The organism is Candidatus Berkiella cookevillensis, assembly GCF_001431315.2.
Taxonomy (GTDB): domain Bacteria; phylum Pseudomonadota; class Gammaproteobacteria; order Berkiellales; family Berkiellaceae; genus Berkiella_A; species Berkiella_A cookevillensis.
Window position 1 is genome coordinate 2,872,410 of sequence record NZ_LKHV02000001.1, and the last position, 21,223, is coordinate 2,893,632.

At 40.0% G+C, this 21,223-nt stretch carries 18 protein-coding genes; 8 read left to right on the forward strand and 10 right to left on the reverse strand.

The genetic code is table 11. The features are described 5' to 3' along the window. The first annotated feature begins 219 nt into the window (after window positions 1-219). The gene (gene speE, locus CC99x_RS12375; protein WP_057624369.1) at window positions 220-1,068 is read left to right on the forward strand and encodes a polyamine aminopropyltransferase; all 849 of its coding nucleotides are present in this window, start codon (window positions 220-222) and stop codon (window positions 1,066-1,068) included. On the opposite strand, the gene CC99x_RS12380 is transcribed toward speE, so the two are convergent. Further along, window positions 1,057-1,395, reverse strand: a complete 339-nt coding sequence (locus CC99x_RS12380) for a P-II family nitrogen regulator (protein WP_057624370.1) — start codon at window positions 1,393-1,395, stop codon at window positions 1,057-1,059. The two genes, speE and CC99x_RS12380, sit on opposite strands and share 12 nt — an antisense overlap. A gap of 210 nt (window positions 1,396-1,605) precedes the next feature. Here CC99x_RS12380 and CC99x_RS12385 point away from each other — a divergent pair, with 210 nt between their 5' ends. From CC99x_RS12385 to CC99x_RS12395, 3 genes are all read left to right on the forward strand, one after another. Beyond that, the gene (locus tag CC99x_RS12385) at window positions 1,606-1,860 is read left to right on the forward strand and encodes an accessory factor UbiK family protein (RefSeq protein WP_057624371.1); all 255 of its coding nucleotides are present in this window, start codon (window positions 1,606-1,608) and stop codon (window positions 1,858-1,860) included. A gap of 440 nt (window positions 1,861-2,300) precedes the next feature. After that, window positions 2,301-4,292 (forward strand): monovalent cation:proton antiporter-2 (CPA2) family protein, encoded by a 1,992-nt coding sequence (locus CC99x_RS12390; protein WP_057624372.1) that lies wholly within the window; start codon window positions 2,301-2,303, stop codon window positions 4,290-4,292. An 81-nt stretch (window positions 4,293-4,373) separates the two neighbouring features. After that, a complete protein-coding gene (locus CC99x_RS12395) occupies window positions 4,374-5,879 on the forward strand; it encodes a YifB family Mg chelatase-like AAA ATPase (protein WP_057624373.1) in 1,506 nt (501 codons plus the stop codon). A 289-nt stretch (window positions 5,880-6,168) separates the two neighbouring features. On the opposite strand, the gene CC99x_RS12400 is transcribed toward CC99x_RS12395, so the two are convergent. Together CC99x_RS12400 and CC99x_RS12405 are read right to left on the reverse strand one after the other, a co-directional pair. Next, window positions 6,169-6,591 (reverse strand): c-type cytochrome, encoded by a 423-nt coding sequence (locus CC99x_RS12400; protein ID WP_235528074.1) that lies wholly within the window; start codon window positions 6,589-6,591, stop codon window positions 6,169-6,171. Window positions 6,592-6,658: 67 nt separating this feature from the next. Then, window positions 6,659-7,417: a M48 family metallopeptidase gene (locus CC99x_RS12405; RefSeq protein WP_141651893.1), complete on the reverse strand. Its 759-nt coding sequence runs from the start codon at window positions 7,415-7,417 to the stop codon at window positions 6,659-6,661. A 91-nt stretch (window positions 7,418-7,508) separates the two neighbouring features. Here CC99x_RS12405 and CC99x_RS12410 point away from each other — a divergent pair, with 91 nt between their 5' ends. Further along, window positions 7,509-8,348: a Dam family site-specific DNA-(adenine-N6)-methyltransferase gene (locus CC99x_RS12410; protein ID WP_057624375.1), complete on the forward strand. Its 840-nt coding sequence runs from the start codon at window positions 7,509-7,511 to the stop codon at window positions 8,346-8,348. A 28-nt stretch (window positions 8,349-8,376) separates the two neighbouring features. On the opposite strand, the gene CC99x_RS12415 is transcribed toward CC99x_RS12410, so the two are convergent. Then, entirely contained in the window at window positions 8,377-9,153 is a 777-nt protein-coding gene (locus CC99x_RS12415; RefSeq protein WP_141651894.1) for a DsbA family protein, read from the reverse strand. A 19-nt stretch (window positions 9,154-9,172) separates the two neighbouring features. After that, window positions 9,173-9,784 (reverse strand): c-type cytochrome, encoded by a 612-nt coding sequence (locus tag CC99x_RS12420; protein WP_057624377.1) that lies wholly within the window; start codon window positions 9,782-9,784, stop codon window positions 9,173-9,175. Between the two features lie 151 nt (window positions 9,785-9,935). Here CC99x_RS12420 and yihA point away from each other — a divergent pair, with 151 nt between their 5' ends. Further along, window positions 9,936-10,553 (forward strand): ribosome biogenesis GTP-binding protein YihA/YsxC, encoded by a 618-nt coding sequence (gene yihA / locus CC99x_RS12425; protein ID WP_057624378.1) that lies wholly within the window; start codon window positions 9,936-9,938, stop codon window positions 10,551-10,553. 58 nt (window positions 10,554-10,611) lie between these two features. Here the strand turns inward: yihA and polA are convergent, their stop codons facing one another. Further along, window positions 10,612-13,302 carry a DNA polymerase I gene (gene polA / locus CC99x_RS12430; protein ID WP_057624379.1) on the reverse strand — a complete coding sequence of 897 codons (2,691 nt, stop codon included), beginning with the start codon at window positions 13,300-13,302 and terminating at the stop codon, window positions 10,612-10,614. Window positions 13,303-13,364: 62 nt separating this feature from the next. On the opposite strand from polA, the gene CC99x_RS12435 reads away from it, so the two are divergent. After that, window positions 13,365-14,309 carry a homoserine kinase gene (locus tag CC99x_RS12435; RefSeq protein WP_158003205.1) on the forward strand — a complete coding sequence of 315 codons (945 nt, stop codon included), beginning with the start codon at window positions 13,365-13,367 and terminating at the stop codon, window positions 14,307-14,309. On the opposite strand, the gene CC99x_RS12440 is transcribed toward CC99x_RS12435, so the two are convergent. From CC99x_RS12440 to CC99x_RS12450, 3 genes are all read right to left on the reverse strand, one after another. Next, window positions 14,299-15,477: a leucine-rich repeat domain-containing protein gene (locus CC99x_RS12440; protein WP_057624381.1), complete on the reverse strand. Its 1,179-nt coding sequence runs from the start codon at window positions 15,475-15,477 to the stop codon at window positions 14,299-14,301. The two genes, CC99x_RS12435 and CC99x_RS12440, sit on opposite strands and share 11 nt — an antisense overlap. A gap of 258 nt (window positions 15,478-15,735) precedes the next feature. After that, window positions 15,736-17,943: a DNA helicase II gene (uvrD, locus tag CC99x_RS12445; RefSeq protein ID WP_057624383.1), complete on the reverse strand. Its 2,208-nt coding sequence runs from the start codon at window positions 17,941-17,943 to the stop codon at window positions 15,736-15,738. Continuing rightward, window positions 17,943-19,214 carry an MFS transporter gene (locus CC99x_RS12450; RefSeq protein WP_057624384.1) on the reverse strand — a complete coding sequence of 424 codons (1,272 nt, stop codon included), beginning with the start codon at window positions 19,212-19,214 and terminating at the stop codon, window positions 17,943-17,945. Before CC99x_RS12450 ends, uvrD begins: the two co-directional genes overlap by 1 nt. Before the next feature lie 164 nt (window positions 19,215-19,378). Between CC99x_RS12450 and hmgA the strand changes: the two genes are divergently transcribed. Then, window positions 19,379-20,674 (forward strand): homogentisate 1,2-dioxygenase, encoded by a 1,296-nt coding sequence (hmgA, locus tag CC99x_RS12455; RefSeq protein ID WP_057624385.1) that lies wholly within the window; start codon window positions 19,379-19,381, stop codon window positions 20,672-20,674. 119 nt (window positions 20,675-20,793) lie between these two features. Here hmgA and CC99x_RS12460 read toward each other — a convergent pair whose 3' ends face one another. After that, complete coding sequence (locus CC99x_RS12460) at window positions 20,794-21,186, reverse strand: HU family DNA-binding protein (RefSeq protein ID WP_057624386.1); 393 nt, start codon at window positions 21,184-21,186, stop codon at window positions 20,794-20,796. Window positions 21,187-21,223: the final 37 nt, after the last annotated feature.

The window sequence follows — 21,223 nt, forward strand, 5'->3', positions numbered from 1 at the left end:
ATTTAGGATACAGCCACCACCCCAAAAAACGTTTGTTGCCTGGCTTATTCTGGCTTTTTAGCTTTTTTAACCACGAATTTGCCGTGGATATTATATAAATTTACTGACAATTGCGAGAAATCACTCTGCTCGACTCCCAGAAAACTTGATGCAAAGATTTATATCCTGTATCTTGCCGGTCTCAATTTTATTCTTCTAACCGATGTATAAGGGAAAAGCATGCTTAACCAATCTGAATGGTTTACCGAAGTAAATGATAATTATGGCTTGGCTTTTTCATTGAAAATCAAAGAGAAATGCACAGAAATTCAATCCCCTTTTCAATCTGTTGCAATTTATGAAACAACAGATTTTGGTTATCTGATGACCATTGATGACATCATCATGCTCACCAGTCGAGATAACTTCTTATATCATGAAATGCTTGTGCATCCAGCGCTTTTCACACACCCTAACCCTAAAAATATAGCGATCATTGGTGGGGGAGATTGTGGCAGCTTACGTGAAGCTTTAAAGCATCCAGTAGATTCCGTCATTCAGATTGAGATAGACGAGGTGGTAACACAACTCGCAGAAAAATATTTTCCAGAATTGTGTGAATCCAATCATGATCCACGCGCACAATTGCTCTTTATTGATGGTATTCGCTGGATGCAAGAAGCCAAAGATCAGTCTTTGGATGTGATTATTGTAGATTCAACCGATCCGCTCGGGCCTGCCGTTGGCTTATTCAATCAAGCATTTTATGAACAATGTCACCGTGTCTTAAAACCAAATGGTATTTTAGTACAACAAAGTGAATCACCTATATTGCATCAATCTTTACAAAAAGATATGCGTGAGGCCATGTTCCAAGCAGGGTTTCCTCACTTGCTTACCTTGCCCTTCCCGCAACCCGTATATCCTTCAGGATGGTTTAGCTGCACCATGGCATCTAAATTACCTAGTTTCAGTGATTTCAGAAGAGATACAGCGCTCTTAAAAAAACTAAATACACAATACTATCAATTTGAAGTGCATGAAGCAGGCCTACATCCTGTGCCTTTTCTAAAAGCACTAGAGCGCTGATTCACCTATTTCGCCCGTGCGAATACGAATCACTTCCTCAAGCGGCTGCACAAATATTTTGCCGTCGCCAATACGTCCAGTTTGAGCTGATTTTAAGATTGCTTCGATGATCAGCTCAACTTCTTCATCTTTTACCGCAATCTCAAGCTTAGCTTTGGGTAGGAAATCGATCACATACTCTGCACCTCGATACAATTCTGTATGCCCCTTTTGTCGACCAAAGCCTTTTACTTCGCTGACGGTAATGCCTTGAACCTTTAGCTCCATCAATGCTTCTCTCACATCATCCAATTTGAAAGGTTTTATGATTGCAGTTATTAGTTTCATATCAAACTTCCTTTTGTGGCATATTCTAAAGAATCTTGCTTGTTTTGCTGTAGTATGTGTTTTACTTCACACCTGTCATTAAGGTCATGTATGATGACACGATTATAGGTAAATAGCTCGTTGTCTAGCCTACAATATCGTAGCGCATATACTATAGAGACTCATCTCAACTGGTTTTTGGAAAAATGCCTGGAAACATTTGGAGACATCATGATTTCTGATCTTAAAAAAAATTTTGTTGAACAGCTTATGCTAAACGTCCCCACAAGCTTACTCAGCATTAAAAATGAGATTGAGCCTTGGATTCATAATTTTTTAACAGATTGGTTAGCCCAACATGATTTGGTTACACAAGCTGAGTTCGATTTACAATGCCAACGTCTAAACAACATGCAAGAAAAATTTAAGGCATTACAAGACAAAATTACACTGCTCGAAACACAATTAAAAGAAGCTACGCCATAAGCACTTTATAGTCACAGCACATGATGTGTCGGGTAGGCGTCAAGCCTCGCGCAACCTTCGTTCCCATAAAAGTACATGAGGATTGCGAGAGAACGAAGCCTATAGATGAAGCAATAATATGCGATGCATCATTCACGTCGCTTAAATAATAAATATTTCGTTTAAACATTACTCAAGACAGCATGATGCCATGAGTAATAATGCTGCCAAAATTTATAGCACATACTCTACTGCAAAAATAATCTGCAATTCGCTTAATTTTTATCCTGTTATTAACCATCATTTTTTAAAAATACGCAGCCTATATATTTTTCTAACATGCTAAGTTAGTGTTCTATAAATAGTCTTAATATGATTAATATGTGCATTGACTAGTACGACACCCCCAAAAAAATGTAGAATGGTAAATTACTCGACCATTCAAATGAGAAATAAATTACGTGCACGCTCCTGAAATCTTGCTCATCACACTTACTGCTTCTGTTGTCATCGTAACATTGCTACGACGTTTACATTTACCGCCATTGCTTGGTTACTTAATGGCAGGTGCATTGGTGGGTCCACATTGTTTTAGATTATTAGAGACCCGAGAAGAGATGAGCTACATTGCCGAATTTGGTGTTGTATTCTTACTCTTTAACATTGGTCTAGAACTCTCTTTACCAAAGCTTATCTCAATGCGGAGACCCTTGTTAGGCTTAGGTGGATTACAAGTTGCTATTTGTACAGCGATTGCACTGGGTGCATCCACGCTCTTGGGAACGCCGCTTCCCGCATCGATTGCCATTGCAGGCGCACTTGCGCTGTCATCGACAGCCATTGCAACCAAACTATTGATTGAGCAAGATGAGTTGCAGCAACCCCATGGTAAGCTATCGCTCAGTATCTTACTGTTTCAAGATCTTGCTGCTGTTCCCTTTTTGATTATCATTCCTGCCATGGCAGTGACCACCGGAGGTGGTGACTCAATCACCTATACCCTACTACAACGATTACTGACAGGAACCGTAATATTCTTCGTTATGTTGGCTGCAGGCCGCTGGTTATTAAGGCCGCTCTTTCATCAAATTGCCAATGCGCGTTCATCAGAACTCTTTATGCTAACCGCACTCTTGATAGTATTTGCATCTGCGCTACTGACAGAGCATTTTGGTTTATCGCTTTCTTTAGGCGCATTCTTAGCGGGCGTGATGCTTGCAGAAACAGAATATGCGCATCAAATAGAATCTGACATTCAACCCTTTAGAGATATTTTATTAGGCTTTTTCTTTATTTCTGTTGGGTTAATGTTTGATCCTGGCGTCTTTACCACTCAATGGCAAGCATTGCTCATGATTGTGGCAGCAACGCTCATATTAAAGACGATCATCATTGCTATTTTAGCTAAGCTCGCCGGAAGCTCTTCAAGTACATCCATACGTGCAGGTATTGCTTTGGCACAAGGCGGTGAATTTGGTTTAGTATTCTTATCAAAGGCTTTTGGTTTTCATTTAATTGATGCAAGCCTAAATCAGCTTATTATTGCAGCCGTTGTTATCAGTATGGCCATTTCTCCTTTACTGATTCGCAAAAGCGAAGCAATTGCAGATGCCTTGTTAAATATCTATCACAAGTTCATACCAAAGTCCCAAGATACAGAACAAAGTGACGAGATCAGTACACCACCTAAAGAACAAGCAAACCACGTTATCATCTGTGGCTATGGTCGTGTTGGACAAACATTAGCACGCTTTCTGGATTATGAGGGGATCCCTTATGTGGGCTTAGATTTAGATCCTGTACGATTAAGAGAGGCAAAAGCAGCATCTGAACCTGTCTTTTTTGGTGATGGTGCCGATGAGGATGCCTTGAAGGCCGCTGGTATCGATAAAGCCAGAATGGTAATTTCATCTTCCAATAATACAAAACAAGCGCAAAAAACAATTATGAATGCGCGTCGTCTGAACCCTAATATCCCAATTTTGGTTCGCACAATTGATGATAGCGACTTAGAAGCATTGCAAATAGCCGGCGCCACAGAGGTGATTCCGGACAAACTTGAATCCAGTTTAATGCTTGCTAAACACATGCTTATTTTCCTGGGTCAAACACCACACAAAGCACAGCAACAGATTCATCAGGTGAAATTAAATCGTTACAAAATGTTACGCTCCTTTTATGAAGGCGAGAAAATTGGCCATTTAGAAACCAACTCAAAAGAAAAACGCTCTTTACATACTATTGAGCTGACAGAAGGTTCTTATGCAATTGGTCAATCACTGGATGAGTTTTTTGCCAAAAAAGGTCACTTTGAAATCGCTTATTTCTCTCGAAATGGCTTCAAATGCGATACACCTGCATTAGATTTTATCTTACAAGCAGGCGACATCATTGTCGTTGAAGGTACTCACGAAGAAACCTATCAAGCAGAAGAAAAGCTCTTACAAGGATAAAGCAAGGAGGAGCCACTCCTCCCTCCTTTACCCACAGGCATGAATTAAAATAAATGGATTAAAGATAGAAGGAAACTTATTTTGTCAGTTGCTGTTGTATATTCCCGTGGTGCCAGTGGACTCAAATCCCCTTTAGTACATGTAGAAACGCATCTCTCTCGAGGGCTCCCACAATTTGCTATCGTTGGACTACCAGAAGCCGCGGTAAAAGAAAGTAAAGATCGTGTCCGGGGCGCCATCATTCAAGGTGGCTTTGAGTTTCCACGTAAGAGAATCATTGTCAATTTAGCGCCAGCTGATCTCCCCAAAGAGGGTGGGCGCTTTGATTTACCCATTGCCATCAGCATTCTATTAGCCTCTGAACAATTACAGGCAGAACATATTGCGCAATTTGAATTTGCAGGCGAGCTTTCTTTAAGTGGTGAACTACGATCTACAGCCGGTTTGATCCCTTTTGCACTCGGTACACAAGAAGCAGATCGCACCCTCATTTTGCCGCATGCCAACGCACATGAAGCTTCGCTGGTTCAAGGTTTGAAAGTCCTTGGTGCTCATAGTTTATTATCGGTATGCCAACATCTAAGTGGGCATCTTGCATTGCCAACGACCTTAGCCAGCGTAGCACGCCACACCAAGCAACACACACAATGCCTTTCTGATATCTCTGGTCAAGCCCATGCCAAACGTGCGCTAGAAATTGCGGCAAGTGGCCATCATAGCTTATTAATGATGGGTCCACCTGGTACGGGAAAAACCATGCTGGCAAGCCGTTTAACCTCATTATTACCCCCCTTGCCTGCAAAGGATGCCATTGAAGTGGCCGCAATACGCTCTATCAGTCGAGGAGCTCTTGATCTGGAGCGTTTTTTAGAAAGACCTTTTCGTCGCCCCCACCACACAGCGTCTCCAGTTTCTTTAGTGGGTGGAGGACGCAACCCCAAACCAGGTGAGATCTCACTGGCACATTTAGGCGTACTCTTTCTCGATGAATTACCTGAATTTGATAGAAAAGTATTAGAAGTATTACGTGAACCCTTGGAATCCGGCAGGGTTCATTTATCCAGAGCACAAGGCCAAGCCGAATATCCTGCACAATGCTTGTTGGTTGCTGCGATGAATCCTTGTCCCTGCGGTTACCTCGGTGACACCTTAAAAGGATGCAGCTGTACTGAAGAACAAATCAAACGCTATCGACACAAAATTTCTGGCCCCTTGCTCGATAGAATTGATATGCATCTAGAAGTCCCTAGATTGCCTAAAGGCCAACTGAGCCAGAATAATGTAGAAGAAACCAGCGATATAGTCAGAGAACGTGTACTCAAAGCAAGAGCAATACAAGAAATGCGTTCCAACTTACCCAATGCACACTATAACCCCAAAGAAATCAAACAATTCTGCGCATTGGATAGTACTGCACAACAGCTCTTAGAAAATGCCATGGAAAAGCTAGGTCTCTCTGCAAGAGCTTATCACCGTATTGTAAAGGTAGCGCGCACAATTGCAGATTTGGCGGATGAGAAAATGATTCAGGCAGCTTTTATTGCGGAAGCGATTCAATTTAGGCAATTGGATCGTATTAAGAATTAAGAACAGAAGGATTTTCAAAGTAAAGACTTTAAAAAATCCATCTGCTCACTAAAGTGAGCTCTTCCCTTGACATCAAGGGAAGAAAATCATTCACTTCGTTCATTTCAAGAGCGTCCACCATCTTATTATTCAATAGCTGATTGCACAACGAAAAAGATGGTGAAGAGTATTTAAGTTCAAATACTTTATTGCTAAGTTATCTCTCAGTGGTGCAAAGCACCCTATGCCCCCTTTGCTATCAAAGGGGGCGCGCCGTCTACGGCGGGGGGATTTTCAAAACAACAACATTTTAAGGCAGCATATACTCGATAGTGGCTTTCAAAGCATCATCTGAACATTGCATACAAGTACCTTTGGGCGGCATACCGCCTTTACCCTTAATAGCACTTTGTAGCAAGGCATCAATACCCACAGCAAGGCGCGACTCCCAATCCGCTTTATTGTGAAATTTAGGAGCACCTGCAATGCCGGTTTGATGACAGATAGTGCAATAGGTATCGTATATTTTCTTAGGATCTGTTGGGCCACTTGGGGCTGCTTGCACGGGTGTCTCTGTAGAGCCACCTTCCACAGATACTATCCCAACAGGTTTAATGCGCGCTGCAATCGATTCAGAATCCATATTGTCGACAATGGCCTGACAGGCAAATAAAGGGGATAGCCAAAAACAGCTTAATGCTATCAATAATATATTTTTAGTTATTCTTGTCACTATCAGCTCCAAACAATAGGAATATTCAAACTGGCACAGTATAACAAAGCACCCAGCAAGACGAAAACTACTTATGCTCAAATGCTAAATAACTACCGTGTTGCCTTAACCAATGTTCTGCCTGTTGATAGTCTGGCATTAACTGAGACACTTTATCCCAAAAACGCACACCATGATTTCTATAAAATAAATGGCAACACTCATGCGCAACGACATAATCCAAAACAAAGGCTGGCGCTAAAATCAAAACCCAATTGATATGAATGTCTTCATGAATGCCGCAACTCCCCCATCGTGAAGACTGTGTTTTTACTCTAACACTCTTTGGCCAACGACCTAACTGCACACAAAAACGCTCTGTGCTTTGCAAAGCACGCTCCAAAGCCCATTTTTTGAGTGCTTTCAATAGGGCTGCTTGAATCACAGATTCATAATCTACCAATAGGGTTGTCACAGGAATTTGTACCACAAGCTGTTCTGACAAGTGTCGTACCTGAGGTTTACCACCCCCATAAATAACATGGATCGTTTTTTTATGCCCTTCAATACTTATACTTTCGCTGGGCAGGAAATGAGGCGGCCAAAATAAGTCAGCATGCTTTTTTATTCTAAGATGTTGTTCTTTTATCCAAGCACTGCTTGTACGCAAAAAGGCTTCAATGGCGGGCGTTTTGACATTTTTAGGGACAACCAACTCAATACCTTTTTGCTTAACACGCAAATGCAGTCTTCTAGTTCGTTGACTGTAACGAATCCAATAAGGGATGGTTTCATAATCTACCTGGATAGTGCCCCGTTCATCTGCACCCATAACTTTATTTACCAACTTAAAAACTACCTATAGATTAACGATTAGCCTCTCGCACAAACGTGATAATATATAGCGAACCATTTGGTAGAAACAAATAGTATGTAATATGCACAAGTATGCCACAACTTTATCTCGGCCATTCTTAAAATGGCCAGGTGGAAAAATGCGATTGATTCAGGAACTGCTAGCTCATCTACCAGATAGAACACTGTTGGCTGAACCTTTTGTAGGCGCAGGTGCACTCTTTGCAAACACGCAACACAAACACGTTTTTATCAATGATATAAACACGGATCTCATCAATATTTATCAACAATTAAAGAAAGAAAAATTACGCTTTATCAAAGCAGCAGAATCATTTTTCTCTGGAAAATATCATAACGCGACTGCCTACTACGATCTAAGAGCCGAATTCAACGAATCAACGCATCCATTCAAGCGTGCTTGTTTGTTTTTATATTTGAATCGTCATGGTTACAACGGATTATGTCGTTACAACTCAAGTGGTTCTTACAATGTTCCTTTTGGAGACTATAAGGCGCCTTATTTTCCCCATCAAGAACTACTCTTCTTCATTGAAAGATTAAAGAATGCTAGTTTGAGCAATTTGTCTTATGCTGATTTTATGCGCAAATTGGCTGAAAAAGAGAAACTGAAAGATATTGTGTTCTACTGCGATCCCCCCTATGCCCCCTTGTCAAAAACAGCCAATTTCACTGGCTATGCAGCTTCTAAATTTGAACTAGAAGATCAAAAACAATTGGCCTTATTGGGTCGCACACTCTATAAGCAAGGGGCTGCAGTCATGATCAGCAATCATGATTTACCGTTTACCCGAACACTGTATAAGCCCGCCTATATCAAAAGCATTTTAGTGAAGCGTGTCATTAGCTGCAAAACCGATCTTAGGCAAGAAGTGAAGGAACTTCTTGCCATTTATACTTAAGTCTTTGCATGTATTGTCGGCGATGTTTTTAGATTGGAGAACCAGAATCAGCATTGATATTGCTGGCTTTTGATTCCTTTTGATGCTGTGACTCAGAGGGTTGCGGCAAATAATCCTGCTGCTTTGTTACCAAATAGTTCACAACTTTGACGAGTGACTCTTCTCCCCCCGTCATTCTAACAGAAGTTAAATAAGCACCTTTAGGACCTTGAACTAAAATAATAGGAATAGAGGTAATCTTATAGGCTTGAGAAAGTGCATTCGCCCACTTCTGTTTTCTATTCACTGAAAAAGAATCAAAGGATTTTTCAAAGTCTTCTGATGAAACGCCTTTTTTTACAAAAAATGCTTTGAGCGCATCTTCCGAACTGTCTGTCAGCTCATCGGTATGAATGGCTTTGAATAAAGGCTGGTGAATTTGCTCCAAAACATCTAAATCTTGAGCCAAATAATAAACCTTCGTCAAGGTGCGCCAGCTAGGCTGAAATTCAACGGGTACACGCTGGAAATCAACATACAACGGCGCTGTATGCGCCCATGAACTTACAAAAGGATCGAGTTTATAGCACCAACTACAACCATAACTAAAAAACTCCACCACTTGAACTTTGTCTTGTCCTTCTTGCCGAAAATTTTGAATAATATCGTTTTCTTTAACATCTTGTGTCAATGAGATGTAGTGCTTACCCTCAATATAATCTTGCGCTTCTTGTGCCACGTCTTGTGCGCAGCTGCTTAAAGAAAAAACAAAGAAAAAAACGATACTTAAAATAGATCTGCTCTTTAGGATCATGACCTGAATCACTTTGTTGTGCCCCTTGCGTTTAACGAAGTCCCTCAATATAACTACTCACCGCTTTAATCTCATCATCAGACATACGTGCAGCAATCTGCTGCATCATTCCAGATGGATCATTTTTTCTGCTTCCATCTCTAAATGATTTTAATTGAAGCTCAGTATAATCGCTGTGCTGCCCTGACAATCGTGGATACTTAGCAGGCGCATTCCCCTTTCCGCTTGGACCATGGCATGCTAAACACGCTGGTATACTCTTTTCAAGATTGCCACCGCGATATATTTTTTCACCCAAAGCAACCCATTCAGGCTTAGCTTGACCCGATGTTTGTTCTTCAGCTGCATAATAAGCAGCGATATCCGCAATATCTTGTTCAGTTAAGTTTACAATGATGCCATACATAGCAGGGTTACTGCGTGGTCCTTCTTCACCTTGTTGAAACTCTTTGAGTTGTTTAACCAAGTAGCTTTCATGTTGCCCTGCTAGCTTAGGCCAATTGGGCACGACGCTATTGCCATTCACACCATGGCAAGCAACGCATGCTTCTACTTTCGCATTGCCAGCCTCGCTGCTACCCGTAACAGCCGCGCACGAGAAAGATACGAGAAATAACAAAAGCAGGGGGAAACTAAATTTCATTCTTATTATCCACGTCATTTTTATAGGCTATAATTGAGTTAACATGTTAAAATGCTGGTTATAGGTTGCCAACTTATACCAACATATTTAGATGCTGGTCAATATTAAAATTTGTGTTGGTTGTCTGTCAACTAATAGGTTTTTAATAACGATGAATTATATACCCACTGAGCCGACACTGATTGACTATTCAAAAGTAACTTTTATTAAAAGTTCTCCCAATCTTGAATTAGCCCCAAAAGACTGCGGTATTGAAGTTGCATTTGTTGGTCGCTCTAATGCGGGTAAATCAAGTGCAATTAACGCCATTGTAGGGCAGAACAAGCTTGCGCGCACCAGCAAAACCCCAGGTAGAACACAACTCATTAATTTCTTCAGCATAGACGATGATAGACGTATTGTCGATTTGCCAGGCTATGGTTATGCAAAAGTGCCCGAAAGAATTCAGCAACAAATTGAAGAAATTCTAAATACCTATCTTGGCCAACGACAATGTTTGCAAGGTTTAGTGCTGTTAATGGATATTCGTCATCCCTTAACCCCCAGAGATCACAATCTTCTACAAATTGCTCAAGAATGTAATCTACCTGTACATATATTACTGACCAAATGTGATAAATTAAAACGTGGTGTCAGCAATAACATATTGCTACAGGTTCGCAAGAATCTCACAGGTTACACCAATATGACTGCTCAAACTTTTTCTGCCTTAAAACAATTAGGCTTGGAAGAGGCGCGTCAGAAATTATCAGATTGGTTCACTTTTTAGATTCTTTCAGATTAACTTGTAAACGCGAAACACATCGCGTTTACAATATTTTATATAATTAGTGTGCTTCATCCCAATTCAAACCTGAACCTATCTCCACCAAAAGTGGCACAGATAGCTCCATACTACTTTCCATTGCCTGCTTAATAAGTTGTTTGGCTTCTTCAACACTGGATTGCTTGACCTCAAAGACCAACTCATCATGCACTTGCATTAGCATGTTAATATCATCTCGACCTTTAATTGCCTTGTAGACTTGCAACATTGCGCGCTTAATAATATCTGCTGCGGTTCCCTGCATCGGTGCATTGATCGCAATTCTTTCTGCTTGCTTTCGACGAAGTGCTTGTTTAGCGTTTATGTCTGGCAAATACAAACGACGTCCTAACAGTGTCTCAACAAAACCTTGTTGCCGAGCAGTTTCCCTTATCGCATCCATGTAATTTTTTACACCCGGATAGCGCTTAAAATAAAGCTCCATATACGCCTTTGCCGCTCCCTGCTCAATGTCTAATTGTCGAGCCAGGCCAAAAGCAGACATGCCATAGATAAGACCAAAGTTAATAGCCTTTGCACTCCTTCTCTGCTCAGCAGTGACATCCCTCAAATCAACCCCAAAAACTTCGCTTGCGGTAAAACGATGTATATCTTCATTGGCCTGAAATGCCTTTAGCAAACCAGCATCTTGAGAGAGATGTGCCATAATACGCAATTCGATTTGAGAGTAATCAGCAGATACTAATTCAAATCCAGGTTTTGCAATAAATGCTTGACGTATTTTTCGTCCTTCTTCTGTTCGAATCGGTATATTTTGTAAATTAGGATCGCTCGAAGATAAACGCCCTGTTGCAGTAACGGCTTGATGGTAAGAAGTATGAATACGACGCGTATTTGGGTTAATCAATAAAGGTAATTTGTCAGTATAGGTAGATTTTAGCTTACTTAAGCTACGATGCTCCAAGATCAGTCTTGGAAAATCATAATCATGCGCCAATTCTTGCAGTGCCTCTTCTGAAGTAGACGGCGCGCCTTTGGGTGTTTTATGCGTGACAGGCAGATTAAATTTTTCATAGAGTATTTCCTGCAATTGCTTTGGTGATCCCAAATTAAAGTTGCAGCCTGCAAGCACATAAGCTTCCTCTTCAAGCACAGCCAATCGATGTGCTATCTCTTGGCTTTGAGCATTTAACTTCTGCTCATCCACCAACACACCTGCTTGCTCCATGTGATACAACACTTCAACCAAAGGCATTTCAAGCGCTTCATAAAGTGCTCGTAACTCTTTATTTTCTTTGAGCTTCGCTTGAAAATAGCGATGTAATCTGAGTGTCACATCCGCATCTTCTGCTGCGTACTGAGAGGCTTTTTCAACTTCCACCTGATCAAAAGTAATCTGCTTAACCCCTTTGCCTGCAACCGCTTCAAAAGAAATAGTTTCATAATTCAGATAGAATTTCGCCATACTATCCATATCATGACGCGTTTGCGTAGAGTGATAACAATAGGAAGCCAACATCGTATCATGACTAATAGGCTCAAGCTGCATACCTTGATTATGCAAAACATGCATATCATATTTTAAATGCTGTCCAATCTTTTGAATTTTATTATCTGTAAAAATAGCTTTTAATTTATCTAACACGTAATCTTTGGCAAGCTGAGGAGGACAACCCAAATAGTGATGGGTTAAGGGGATATAACAAGCTTTACCTTCCTCTATGGATAATGAAATACCCACCAAATCCGCTAAATGAGGATTAATGCTGGTTGTTTCTGTATCAACAACCACATAACCCACTTTCTGAATATCTGCGATCCATTTGTCCAGCATCTCACGCTCGAAAAGAGTCTCATACTGCGTTTGTTTGCTTGGAACAGACGCCTTGTCTGTAAATGCTAATTCTTTTAACCAAGAATTAAACTCTAAAGATGTATATAATTCGAGTAATGCAGTGTTGTCGGGTGGCTGTACAATAAGATCAGAAGGCTGAATCTCTAATACCAAATCTGTTTTAATCGTAACAAGCTGCTTACCAATTGGCAAAAACTCCATATGTGCACGAAAATACTCACCTACTTTTCCAGTGATCTCATTCTGATGGCTTATCAAATTATCCAGTGTTTCATATTGATTTAACCATTTTTGTGCGGTCTTAGGACCTACCTTTGGCACGCCTGGAATGTTATCAACACTATCTCCCATCAATGCCAAATAATCTATAATCTGATCGGGTCGCACACCAAATTTAGCTTCAACGCCTTTTTCATCCATGACAGTGCCTGACATGGTATTGACTAACAACACACCGGGTTTAACCAGTTGTGCCATATCTTTATCTCCCGTTGAAATCAAGACAGCTAAGTTCTGCTGGTGACCCAGCTCACTTAAAGTACCAATCACATCATCTGCCTCAAGCCCTTCAAAGGCCAACAGTGGAATTCCCATGGATTGAATAATGTCATGCAAAGGTTTTATTTGAACGGCCAATTCTTCAGGCATCTCTGGTCTATTGGCTTTATACGCATCAAAAAGTGCATGTCTAAAATTTTTGGATTTTGTATCAAAGATAACTGCCAAATAATCTGGTTTTTCTTCTTTAATCAGTTTACGCAACATGTTTACAACACCATAAACAGCTCCCGTAGGCACGCCCTTAGTGTTGGTAAGCGGAGGAAGTGCATGATAGGCTCTAAACAAATAAGATGAACCATCCACTAAGACGAGTTTTTTTGTTTCCTTTGGCTGCATGTTGAATTAACCTGTGATTTGAGTACTCAATTTTAACTTTGCATCTTAACACGAGAATGAAAATGTCGGTGATAACAAGCATTACAGAAGGTGAGCTAACTGATTTCTTAAGTGCATATAACTTGGGTGAATTACAATCTTATCAAGGCATTACAGAAGGGACAGTCAATACAAACTACCTGCTCAATATCAATCATCAGAAATACATCTTTACTGTATTTGAAGTACTCAATAAAGAAACCGCTGAACACTATTTAACACTCACAGAATTCCTTTCCAAACAAGCGCTTTCCTGTGCCACCCCCTTATTAGACAATCATCAGAATTCAATTCGCTATATTAAGGGAAAACCTGCGTGCTTAGTCTCTTTTTTACCAGGCAAAAGCAATCAACATCCTTCGCCTGAAAATTGTCGACAAATTGGCTTATATTTAGCAAAAATGCATATTAATTCGCAATCCTTTAAACCCTTATCTAACCCTATGGGAATAGAATGGCGCACAGAACATGCTTTAAAAATATTTACCAAACTATCTCTTGACGACCAGCAATTACTTCAAGCTGGCTTGAATATACAGAAAAAAATTCATTGGGATTTATTACCAAAATCTACCATTCATTACGATTTGTTCAGAGATAATGCATTTTTTGAAAAAGACCAATTAACCGGCGTAATTGATTTTTATTATGCTTGTTTTGATGTGATGTTATTAGATCTTGCGATTGCTATTAATGATTGGTGTACCAACTGGCAAGATAAGAAATTCAATATAAGCCCAGTGCATTTTCGCGCTTTATTAAATGGCTATCAAACGATTCGCCCCTTCGAAACACTTGAACAACAAGAGCTACTCTTGTTCTTACAATTGATGAGCTTTCATTTTTGGCTAACGAGAACCGTCAATCAACATTTCCCACCAATCGGCGAATCTATTACGCTTAAAGATCCAAATGAATTTAAGAAAATTTTTAAGAATTGGCTCTCAATCACTTCACTTAAGATCTAAAACTCAATTGCTCAAACCGCTCTTTCAACTTTGTCGTTTCTAAATCTAAAGATTCAATATTTCCTGTGCTGCTTCTAGCTCTCTCTCGCATCGGCAAATAGCATGGCGCTTCTTCCAAATTTAAAGCCAAACATCTCAGACCATCAATACGATCTTCTGCGCTCTCAATCTTAGTATGCAGCAATGAACGCTGTGTTTTTAGCACGTTCTTCCAATCAATACGTCTAAGCTTAAAAAATTTCTTAATTTCCGATGACTGACATATTCTCAATGCATTGTGCTCCAAAAATATTTCTCCTAGCTTAGGCAATGTCGCTATTTCTTTGGGGAGTATTTCTATACGATTATTGCCTAAATATAACCAAGTTAATGCTTGTAATTTTTCTATATCCTTGGGCAAAATTTCAAGCTGCATATTGCTCAATGCCAGCCACTTTAGATTTATCAGATCAAAAAATTCTGTTGGTAATTTTCTTAAAAATCCATCACTCAAATAAAAATATTCAAGATTGGCAAGACGCCCAATACAACGTGGTAAAAAGCTAATGGGATTATCATACAGATTTAAAGACTGTAACGCTTCGAAACAATCTATATTTTCTGGCAAAGTTTCTAAACAATTATCCTGAAATTGACAACGACGCACAGTTCGAAAATACTCTTCGTGCTGTGTGATAATATGTTCAGGCAGCCGTGATATACAAGATAATTCGAGATTGTCTGTGTTTAGGCCTTTTCTCAGTTGTCGGTTAATTAAACGGGCATTCAAAATATTTAATACACGATCAAATTGAACAATGTATTTCTCATCTCCTGATCTTTCAAAATGAAAATTTATCTCTGTGGCTTTCTTCAGTAATTTTATCAAAAATAATGTTTCAAAAGGTGTATTTCCTAAAATAGCTAAGACATCATTTTGTCTTGATTGGAAGAAAGCTATCTCTTGTTTAAAACGGATAATACGACTTTTACAGTAATGATGGTAAGAATGTAACGTAGGCTCAACAGCAAGAGGTGCTGAAATTTCCAATAATTTTTTCTTCAGACTAAGGGAATCATCACTTAAGCGATAATTTCGATGCGCTGTTGCAGCAAACTGCAATCGAGCTTTTAAGGGTAGATACTGGGTGATGTTTAATAAAAGTTCATCAGCTAACAAGTCTAACATCTTTTCCATCCTTGGAAAATAAAGCCCAACTTTTGTTATATGCTCTTAAATTAGCAAAAGCAATACTAAAATAACGAACAGGTTTTTCCTTATCGATGAACATTGCGAATCTGGATCCCATTTTTTGAAGGGGGACGCGCACCTTTTCTTCTACAAATGAGCGTAGCGAATGATTTTTTCCTCTACCAATTTTGGGAGAGGGTAAAATGTTCACTTTGCGAACGAAAATAACACGATATAAAAGCAGATGGCAAAGCCTCAAACAGTTTCGAGTTTAGCATAAGCCAATGCTAACCACTTCGACCCTTCTCTTTCGAATTTAACTTGAATGCGAGCCGCCTCACCTTTTCCTTCACCGCAGATAACCACACCTTCACCAAAACGCGCATGTCGCACACGCTGTCCAAGTGCATAGGGCAAATCGCTGCTAATATTACTCACTTTATTACTTGCAGGTATTTTACGAAAAGCCGTTGGAGCATCTGTATTTACATTCAATTTAATCGTTTCAATGAGATGTTTGGGCAGCTCATTAATAAATCGCGAAGGTCTATTACTGCCAGATAATCCAGCAAAAGCACGCTTCTCTGCGTAGGTTAAATAGAGTTTTTGCATAGCTCTTGTAATACCAACGTAGCATAAACGCCGCTCTTCTTCTAATAAGGGCTGCTTTTCAGTATTGCGATGATGAGGGAAAAGGCCATCTTCCATACCCGCCATAAAGACAACAGGGAACTCTAATCCTTTTGCAGAATGCAGTGTCATCAATTTTACACTTGCAGCATTCTCATTTTCACCTTCTTTATCTCCCGCATCCAGCGCAACTTCAGAAAGAAATGCCGGTAATGATTGCATGCTATGTTCTGTTTGACCTTGTTCTTCTTCAAAGCCTTTGTGGTATTGCTGTGTTGCCTGTATCAACTCCATTAAGTTTTCAACGCGCACATGTGTTTTTTCACCGGGTTGTGATTTCACATACATCATCATGCCAGATTCATTCAATATTTTTTCTGCTAATTTAGGTAGTGTAAGCGTAGCAACCGCTTCTTGCATTGCCTCAATGGTTTGCATAAATTGCAATAATCCATTGCGAATTCGCCCTGCACTCATCGTGGGCACGCTTTGTTGTGCTGCAGCCCACAAAGACACAGTTTTCTCTTTTGCAATATCTCTTAAGCCTTGCAATGTTCTTTCACCGACCCCACGTGGCGGCATATTGATAACACGCTCTAAAGCAGTATCATCATCAACGTTTACCACTAAACGCAAATAAGCCAATATATCTTTAATTTCAGCGCGATCAAAGAATCGCAAACCACCATAAACACGATACGGCACATTTCCTTGACGCAATGCTTGCTCTAAAACACGTGATTGCGCATTAGAACGATATAAGATAGCGACATCATTTAAATGTCCGCCACTCTCAAGCCATTTACGAATTCTTTCTACAATAAATTTTGATTCATCTATTTCATTAAAAGCACCATATAAAGTGATAGGCTCGCCCTGGACGTGCTCTGTCCAAAGCTCTTTACCTAAACGTGCTTCATTATTTGCAATTAAATGATTTGCTGTCTTTAAAATGGTTTGCGTAGAGCGATAATTTTGCTCCAAACGCACCGTGTCTGTGCCTTTAAAATCTTGACTAAATTTATGAATATTTTCAACACGCGCGCCACGCCATCCATAAATAGATTGATCATCATCACCTACAATGGTAATAAAATTATTCTCACCAAATAACAATGACAACCATCGGTATTGAATGGTATTTGTATCTTGAAACTCATCAACTAAGATATGACTAAATTGGCTCTGATATTGCGCTAATACTTCTTTATGATCACGCCACAATTCATAGGCAAGCAATAATATCTCGGCAAAATCAATCAAGCCGGCACGCTTACACGCATTGTCATAAACACGATAAACTTCTGCAAACATAGCAATCTCAGGCATCATTGCATTTAGAACATCGTGTGGTCTTCTACCTTCATCTTTTTGTTTGTTGATAAAGGATTGCGCGCGCTTAGGCTCACAAACCTCTTCATCTAAGCCTATTTCTTTGATGATACGTTTAATCATGCGTTGCTGATCATCAGAATCAATAATCTGAAAATTTTCAGGCAAGCCTAATACCGAATGATGCCGCCTTAAAATACGATGTGCTAGACCATGGAAGGTGCCTACCCACATGTGAGAATGTGATGCTTTCAATACCTGATCAATTCTGTGTCTCATTTCATTAGCAGCTTTATTTGTGAAGGTCACTGCTAAAATATTGCTTGATAACGCTTGGTTACTTGCTAAAAACCATGCGATACGATGCACAATAACACGTGTTTTTCCACTACCAGCCCCAGCCAAAACACGTAAATATTTGGCACTGGATGTTACTGCATTTCTCTGTTCTCTGTTTAAGGGATCTAATATATGCTGTGTAAACTCTGGGGACAGGGACATTATTTATCCTTCTTATCTACAATAAAGGGAACCATTAGAACAGCGCTTAACACATAAAATAATGGCAAGACAAATAGACTGACATGGAAATCATAGACGGAATAAAACGGTACGCCTGCATCATTGACAGCGCCCATCCGCATAAAATCAAGTAACCAGCCAATAACATAAGTGAGTAATGCACTACCCACCATTGAAAGCATATTCACAAACCCAACAGCGGTTGCAACATATTGAGATTCAGTGATGCGACGAATCATAACAAAGGCCAACACATAAGTACCTGTTGCGCCAAAGAGGAAAAACAAGAGTGATGCCGTCCATCCATTATGATGAGGCAAATAAATGATTAAACTCAGTGCAAGTGCTGCACATAAGGCTGAAAATAACATTGGATATTTTCTACTATCCAATTTACCGGATATCCAACCTAGCAATGGACTGCCCACCGCCATTCCCACAAAGGTCATGGTAACGGCGGCACTAGAGGCTATTTCTCTACTTAAGCCATGTGTATCCGTTAAGAATTTTACCCCCCATGCACCACCAAAAGCATCTGTGGGCGCCGTCACAAAAAAAGCATAAATACCGACAAGCCAATTTTGAGGTTGCTTCGCAACGGTAAACAGCGACTGCCAAAAACCTGGATTAGCGCCCTCTTCCCGCAACAACGTATCGGGATGATTCGGATTTTGATCTTTGATCAATAACCAAGCGACAACACCTAAGACAATACCAACAATAGCGATGACATGCAGCAAAGTCCGCCAATCTAAAAATTTCAATGCCAAAGAAAGTGGGTTCCCCCCTACGGCAGCGCCTAGGGTTCCTATCGCTAAAGTCAAACCTGTTAATAAGGGAAATAAACGCGGTGCAAACCAAATATTAATGATTTTCATACAACTAATAAAAGCAAACGCTGAACCTGCACCAATTAAAAAGCGTGACACGCAACTTAAAAAGAAATTCTCTGTTAATGCGAGCATAAAAGTGCTCACAGCACACAACATAATCGCAAAGGTAAGCAATCGTCTTGGGCCATATTTATCTGTTAAGGCGCCAACAGGTAATTGTAAAGCAGCATAAGACCAATAATAGCAAGATGTAAATAAACCAAAAGCCTTGGCATCCATACCAAAAGCAACAAATAATTCTTTCTCTAAAACATTCGGTGAAACACGCAACAAGAATTCATAGAGGTAGAAAAAAGTTGCCACTGCAAACATTGCAATGGGTAACAGATAAGATTGTTTGTCTTTATTATTTTGCATGAAGGAACCATATTATTTACTGACCTATGGAAGGAAGCCATAATTGAAGTATGATAACGTTCTCATTTTTCGAGAAATTGAGTCTATCCAAGTCGAGGCCGGATAGCAACCAGCAAGGCTGCAACAAATATTTAGACAATCAACCAAATCAGTAGGGATGTAATATGTCAGAAGAATTTCAATATCAAAGTGGTTTCGGTGGTTATTTGCAAACTGAGGCGCTGCCCAATGCCCTACCTCATGGACAAAACTCTCCTCAGAAGCCTGCTTACGGCCTATACGCGGAACAATTAAGTGGCAGTGCTTTCACAAGACCACGTTCACACAACTTGAGAACTTGGCTGTATCGCATTTTACCTTCAGTTAGTCATTTATCATTTCAACCTTTAAAAAATATGACCTTGGCTCAAGACTCAAACCAACTTTACGCTATTCCCAATCAGCTGCGCTGGGATCCATTGGCAGATCCTACACAAAAGCAATCCTTTATTGCTGGTTGTCAAACTTTGATCCAAAATGGTAACCCTCTCGTACAAGAAGGGGCGGCAATCCATCTGTACACAGCAAACGAAAATATGAACGATGATTTCTTCTATTCTGCTGACGGCGAATGGCTAATAGTCCCCTATCTTGGTCGCTTAACATTGAAAACTGAATTCGGGATAATAACCCTAGCCCCCAGTGAAATAGCCGTGATACCCAGAGGTGTCAAATTCCAGGTTGAATTAATTGATCCAATTATCAAAGGTTATATATGCGAAAATTTTGGTGCACCTTTTGGCTTACCAGATCTTGGTCCTATCGGTAGTAATGGTCTTGCCAGCCCAAGAGATTTTCTATTCCCCACAGCACATTTTGAAGATAAAACTGGCACATTCAATATTATATGCAAATATGCGAATAAATTATGGCAAGCCCAAACCAATCACGCGCCGCTGGATGTTGTTGCTTGGCATGGCAACTATGCCCCTTACAAATATGATTTACGCTTATTTAATACTATCAATACAGTAAGTTTTGATCATTGTGATCCTTCTATCTTTACGGTTCTTACCTCAGCAACGGCCACACCAGGACTGGCCAATCTTGATTTTGTGATTTTCCCAGAACGCTGGATGGTTGCAGAACACACCTTTAGACCCCCTTATTATCATCGTAATATTATGAGCGAATACATGGGACTCATTCATGGTCATTATGATGCAAAAAATGAAGGTTTTTTACCGGGTGGTGGCAGCTTGCACAATTGCATGTCTTCGCATGGCCCAGATGGTGATACAGCAGAAAAAGGAATGCATGAGACGCTATTGCCCATTAAACAAGAAAATACGCTGGCCTTTATGTTTGAGAGTCGTTTGCCTTGGCAAATTACTGAATTTGGCATGCAAACCAGTGCTTTGCAGAAATCTTATCAAGATTGTTGGCAAAATATACCGAAGTTCTTTAATCAAAAATCCTGAAAACACCTCAATAAAAAACCCTGTGATTAACATTGCAATCACAGGGCTTAATGTAGGCTAGGCGCCAAGCCTCGCAAAAACACAGGGCAACAAAGCCTAAGAAATAAATACGAAGATTATTAAGAAAGGACGGCTTCTTTGAGGGGTTTCAATACAACCAATTTCACATCATCACGCGCAGGTTTAGATGGAATAACAACTTCACTGCCTGTTAATGGGCTAATCATTGTACGTTCTTTAGTTGCTTTACGACGTACTTTACGAATTTTAAGACCTAATTTAGGAATAATAATTTCACCAGAGCCTTTTTTTGCTAAATGAGACTTGACCAATTTAGCCATCACATCAAAAACAGCTTCTACATCAATACGCTTAATGCCAGTTTCGTTAGCAATATGTTGAAAAATTTCAGCGCGTGATTGACGCTCTTTGATTGCGCGGGTTTTTTCTTTGAATTGTGCGCTTTGAATATTTTTCTTCATTGATGTTTTAGTTGATTTTTTTAGTGACATGTAAAACTCCATTCGTTTTTTAGTATAATAATAAGCC

Coding starts and splice junctions, on each gene's coding strand:
- speE (WP_057624369.1), top strand. CDS start 220: ATGCTTAACCAATCTGAATGGTTTACCGAAGTAAATGATAATTATGGC.
- CC99x_RS12380 (WP_057624370.1), bottom strand. CDS start 1,395: ATGAAACTAATAACTGCAATCATAAAACCTTTCAAATTGGATGATGTG.
- CC99x_RS12385 (WP_057624371.1), top strand. CDS start 1,606: ATGATTTCTGATCTTAAAAAAAATTTTGTTGAACAGCTTATGCTAAAC.
- CC99x_RS12410 (WP_057624375.1), top strand. CDS start 7,509: ATGCACAAGTATGCCACAACTTTATCTCGGCCATTCTTAAAATGGCCA.
- CC99x_RS12420 (WP_057624377.1), bottom strand. CDS start 9,784: ATGAAATTTAGTTTCCCCCTGCTTTTGTTATTTCTCGTATCTTTCTCG.
- yihA (WP_057624378.1), top strand. CDS start 9,936: ATGAATTATATACCCACTGAGCCGACACTGATTGACTATTCAAAAGTA.
- polA (WP_057624379.1), bottom strand. CDS start 13,302: ATGCAGCCAAAGGAAACAAAAAAACTCGTCTTAGTGGATGGTTCATCT.
- CC99x_RS12435 (WP_158003205.1), top strand. CDS start 13,365: ATGTCGGTGATAACAAGCATTACAGAAGGTGAGCTAACTGATTTCTTA.
- CC99x_RS12440 (WP_057624381.1), bottom strand. CDS start 15,477: ATGTTAGACTTGTTAGCTGATGAACTTTTATTAAACATCACCCAGTAT.
- uvrD (WP_057624383.1), bottom strand. CDS start 17,943: ATGTCCCTGTCCCCAGAGTTTACACAGCATATATTAGATCCCTTAAAC.
- CC99x_RS12450 (WP_057624384.1), bottom strand. CDS start 19,214: ATGCAAAATAATAAAGACAAACAATCTTATCTGTTACCCATTGCAATG.
- hmgA (WP_057624385.1), top strand. CDS start 19,379: ATGTCAGAAGAATTTCAATATCAAAGTGGTTTCGGTGGTTATTTGCAA.
- CC99x_RS12460 (WP_057624386.1), bottom strand. CDS start 21,186: ATGTCACTAAAAAAATCAACTAAAACATCAATGAAGAAAAATATTCAA.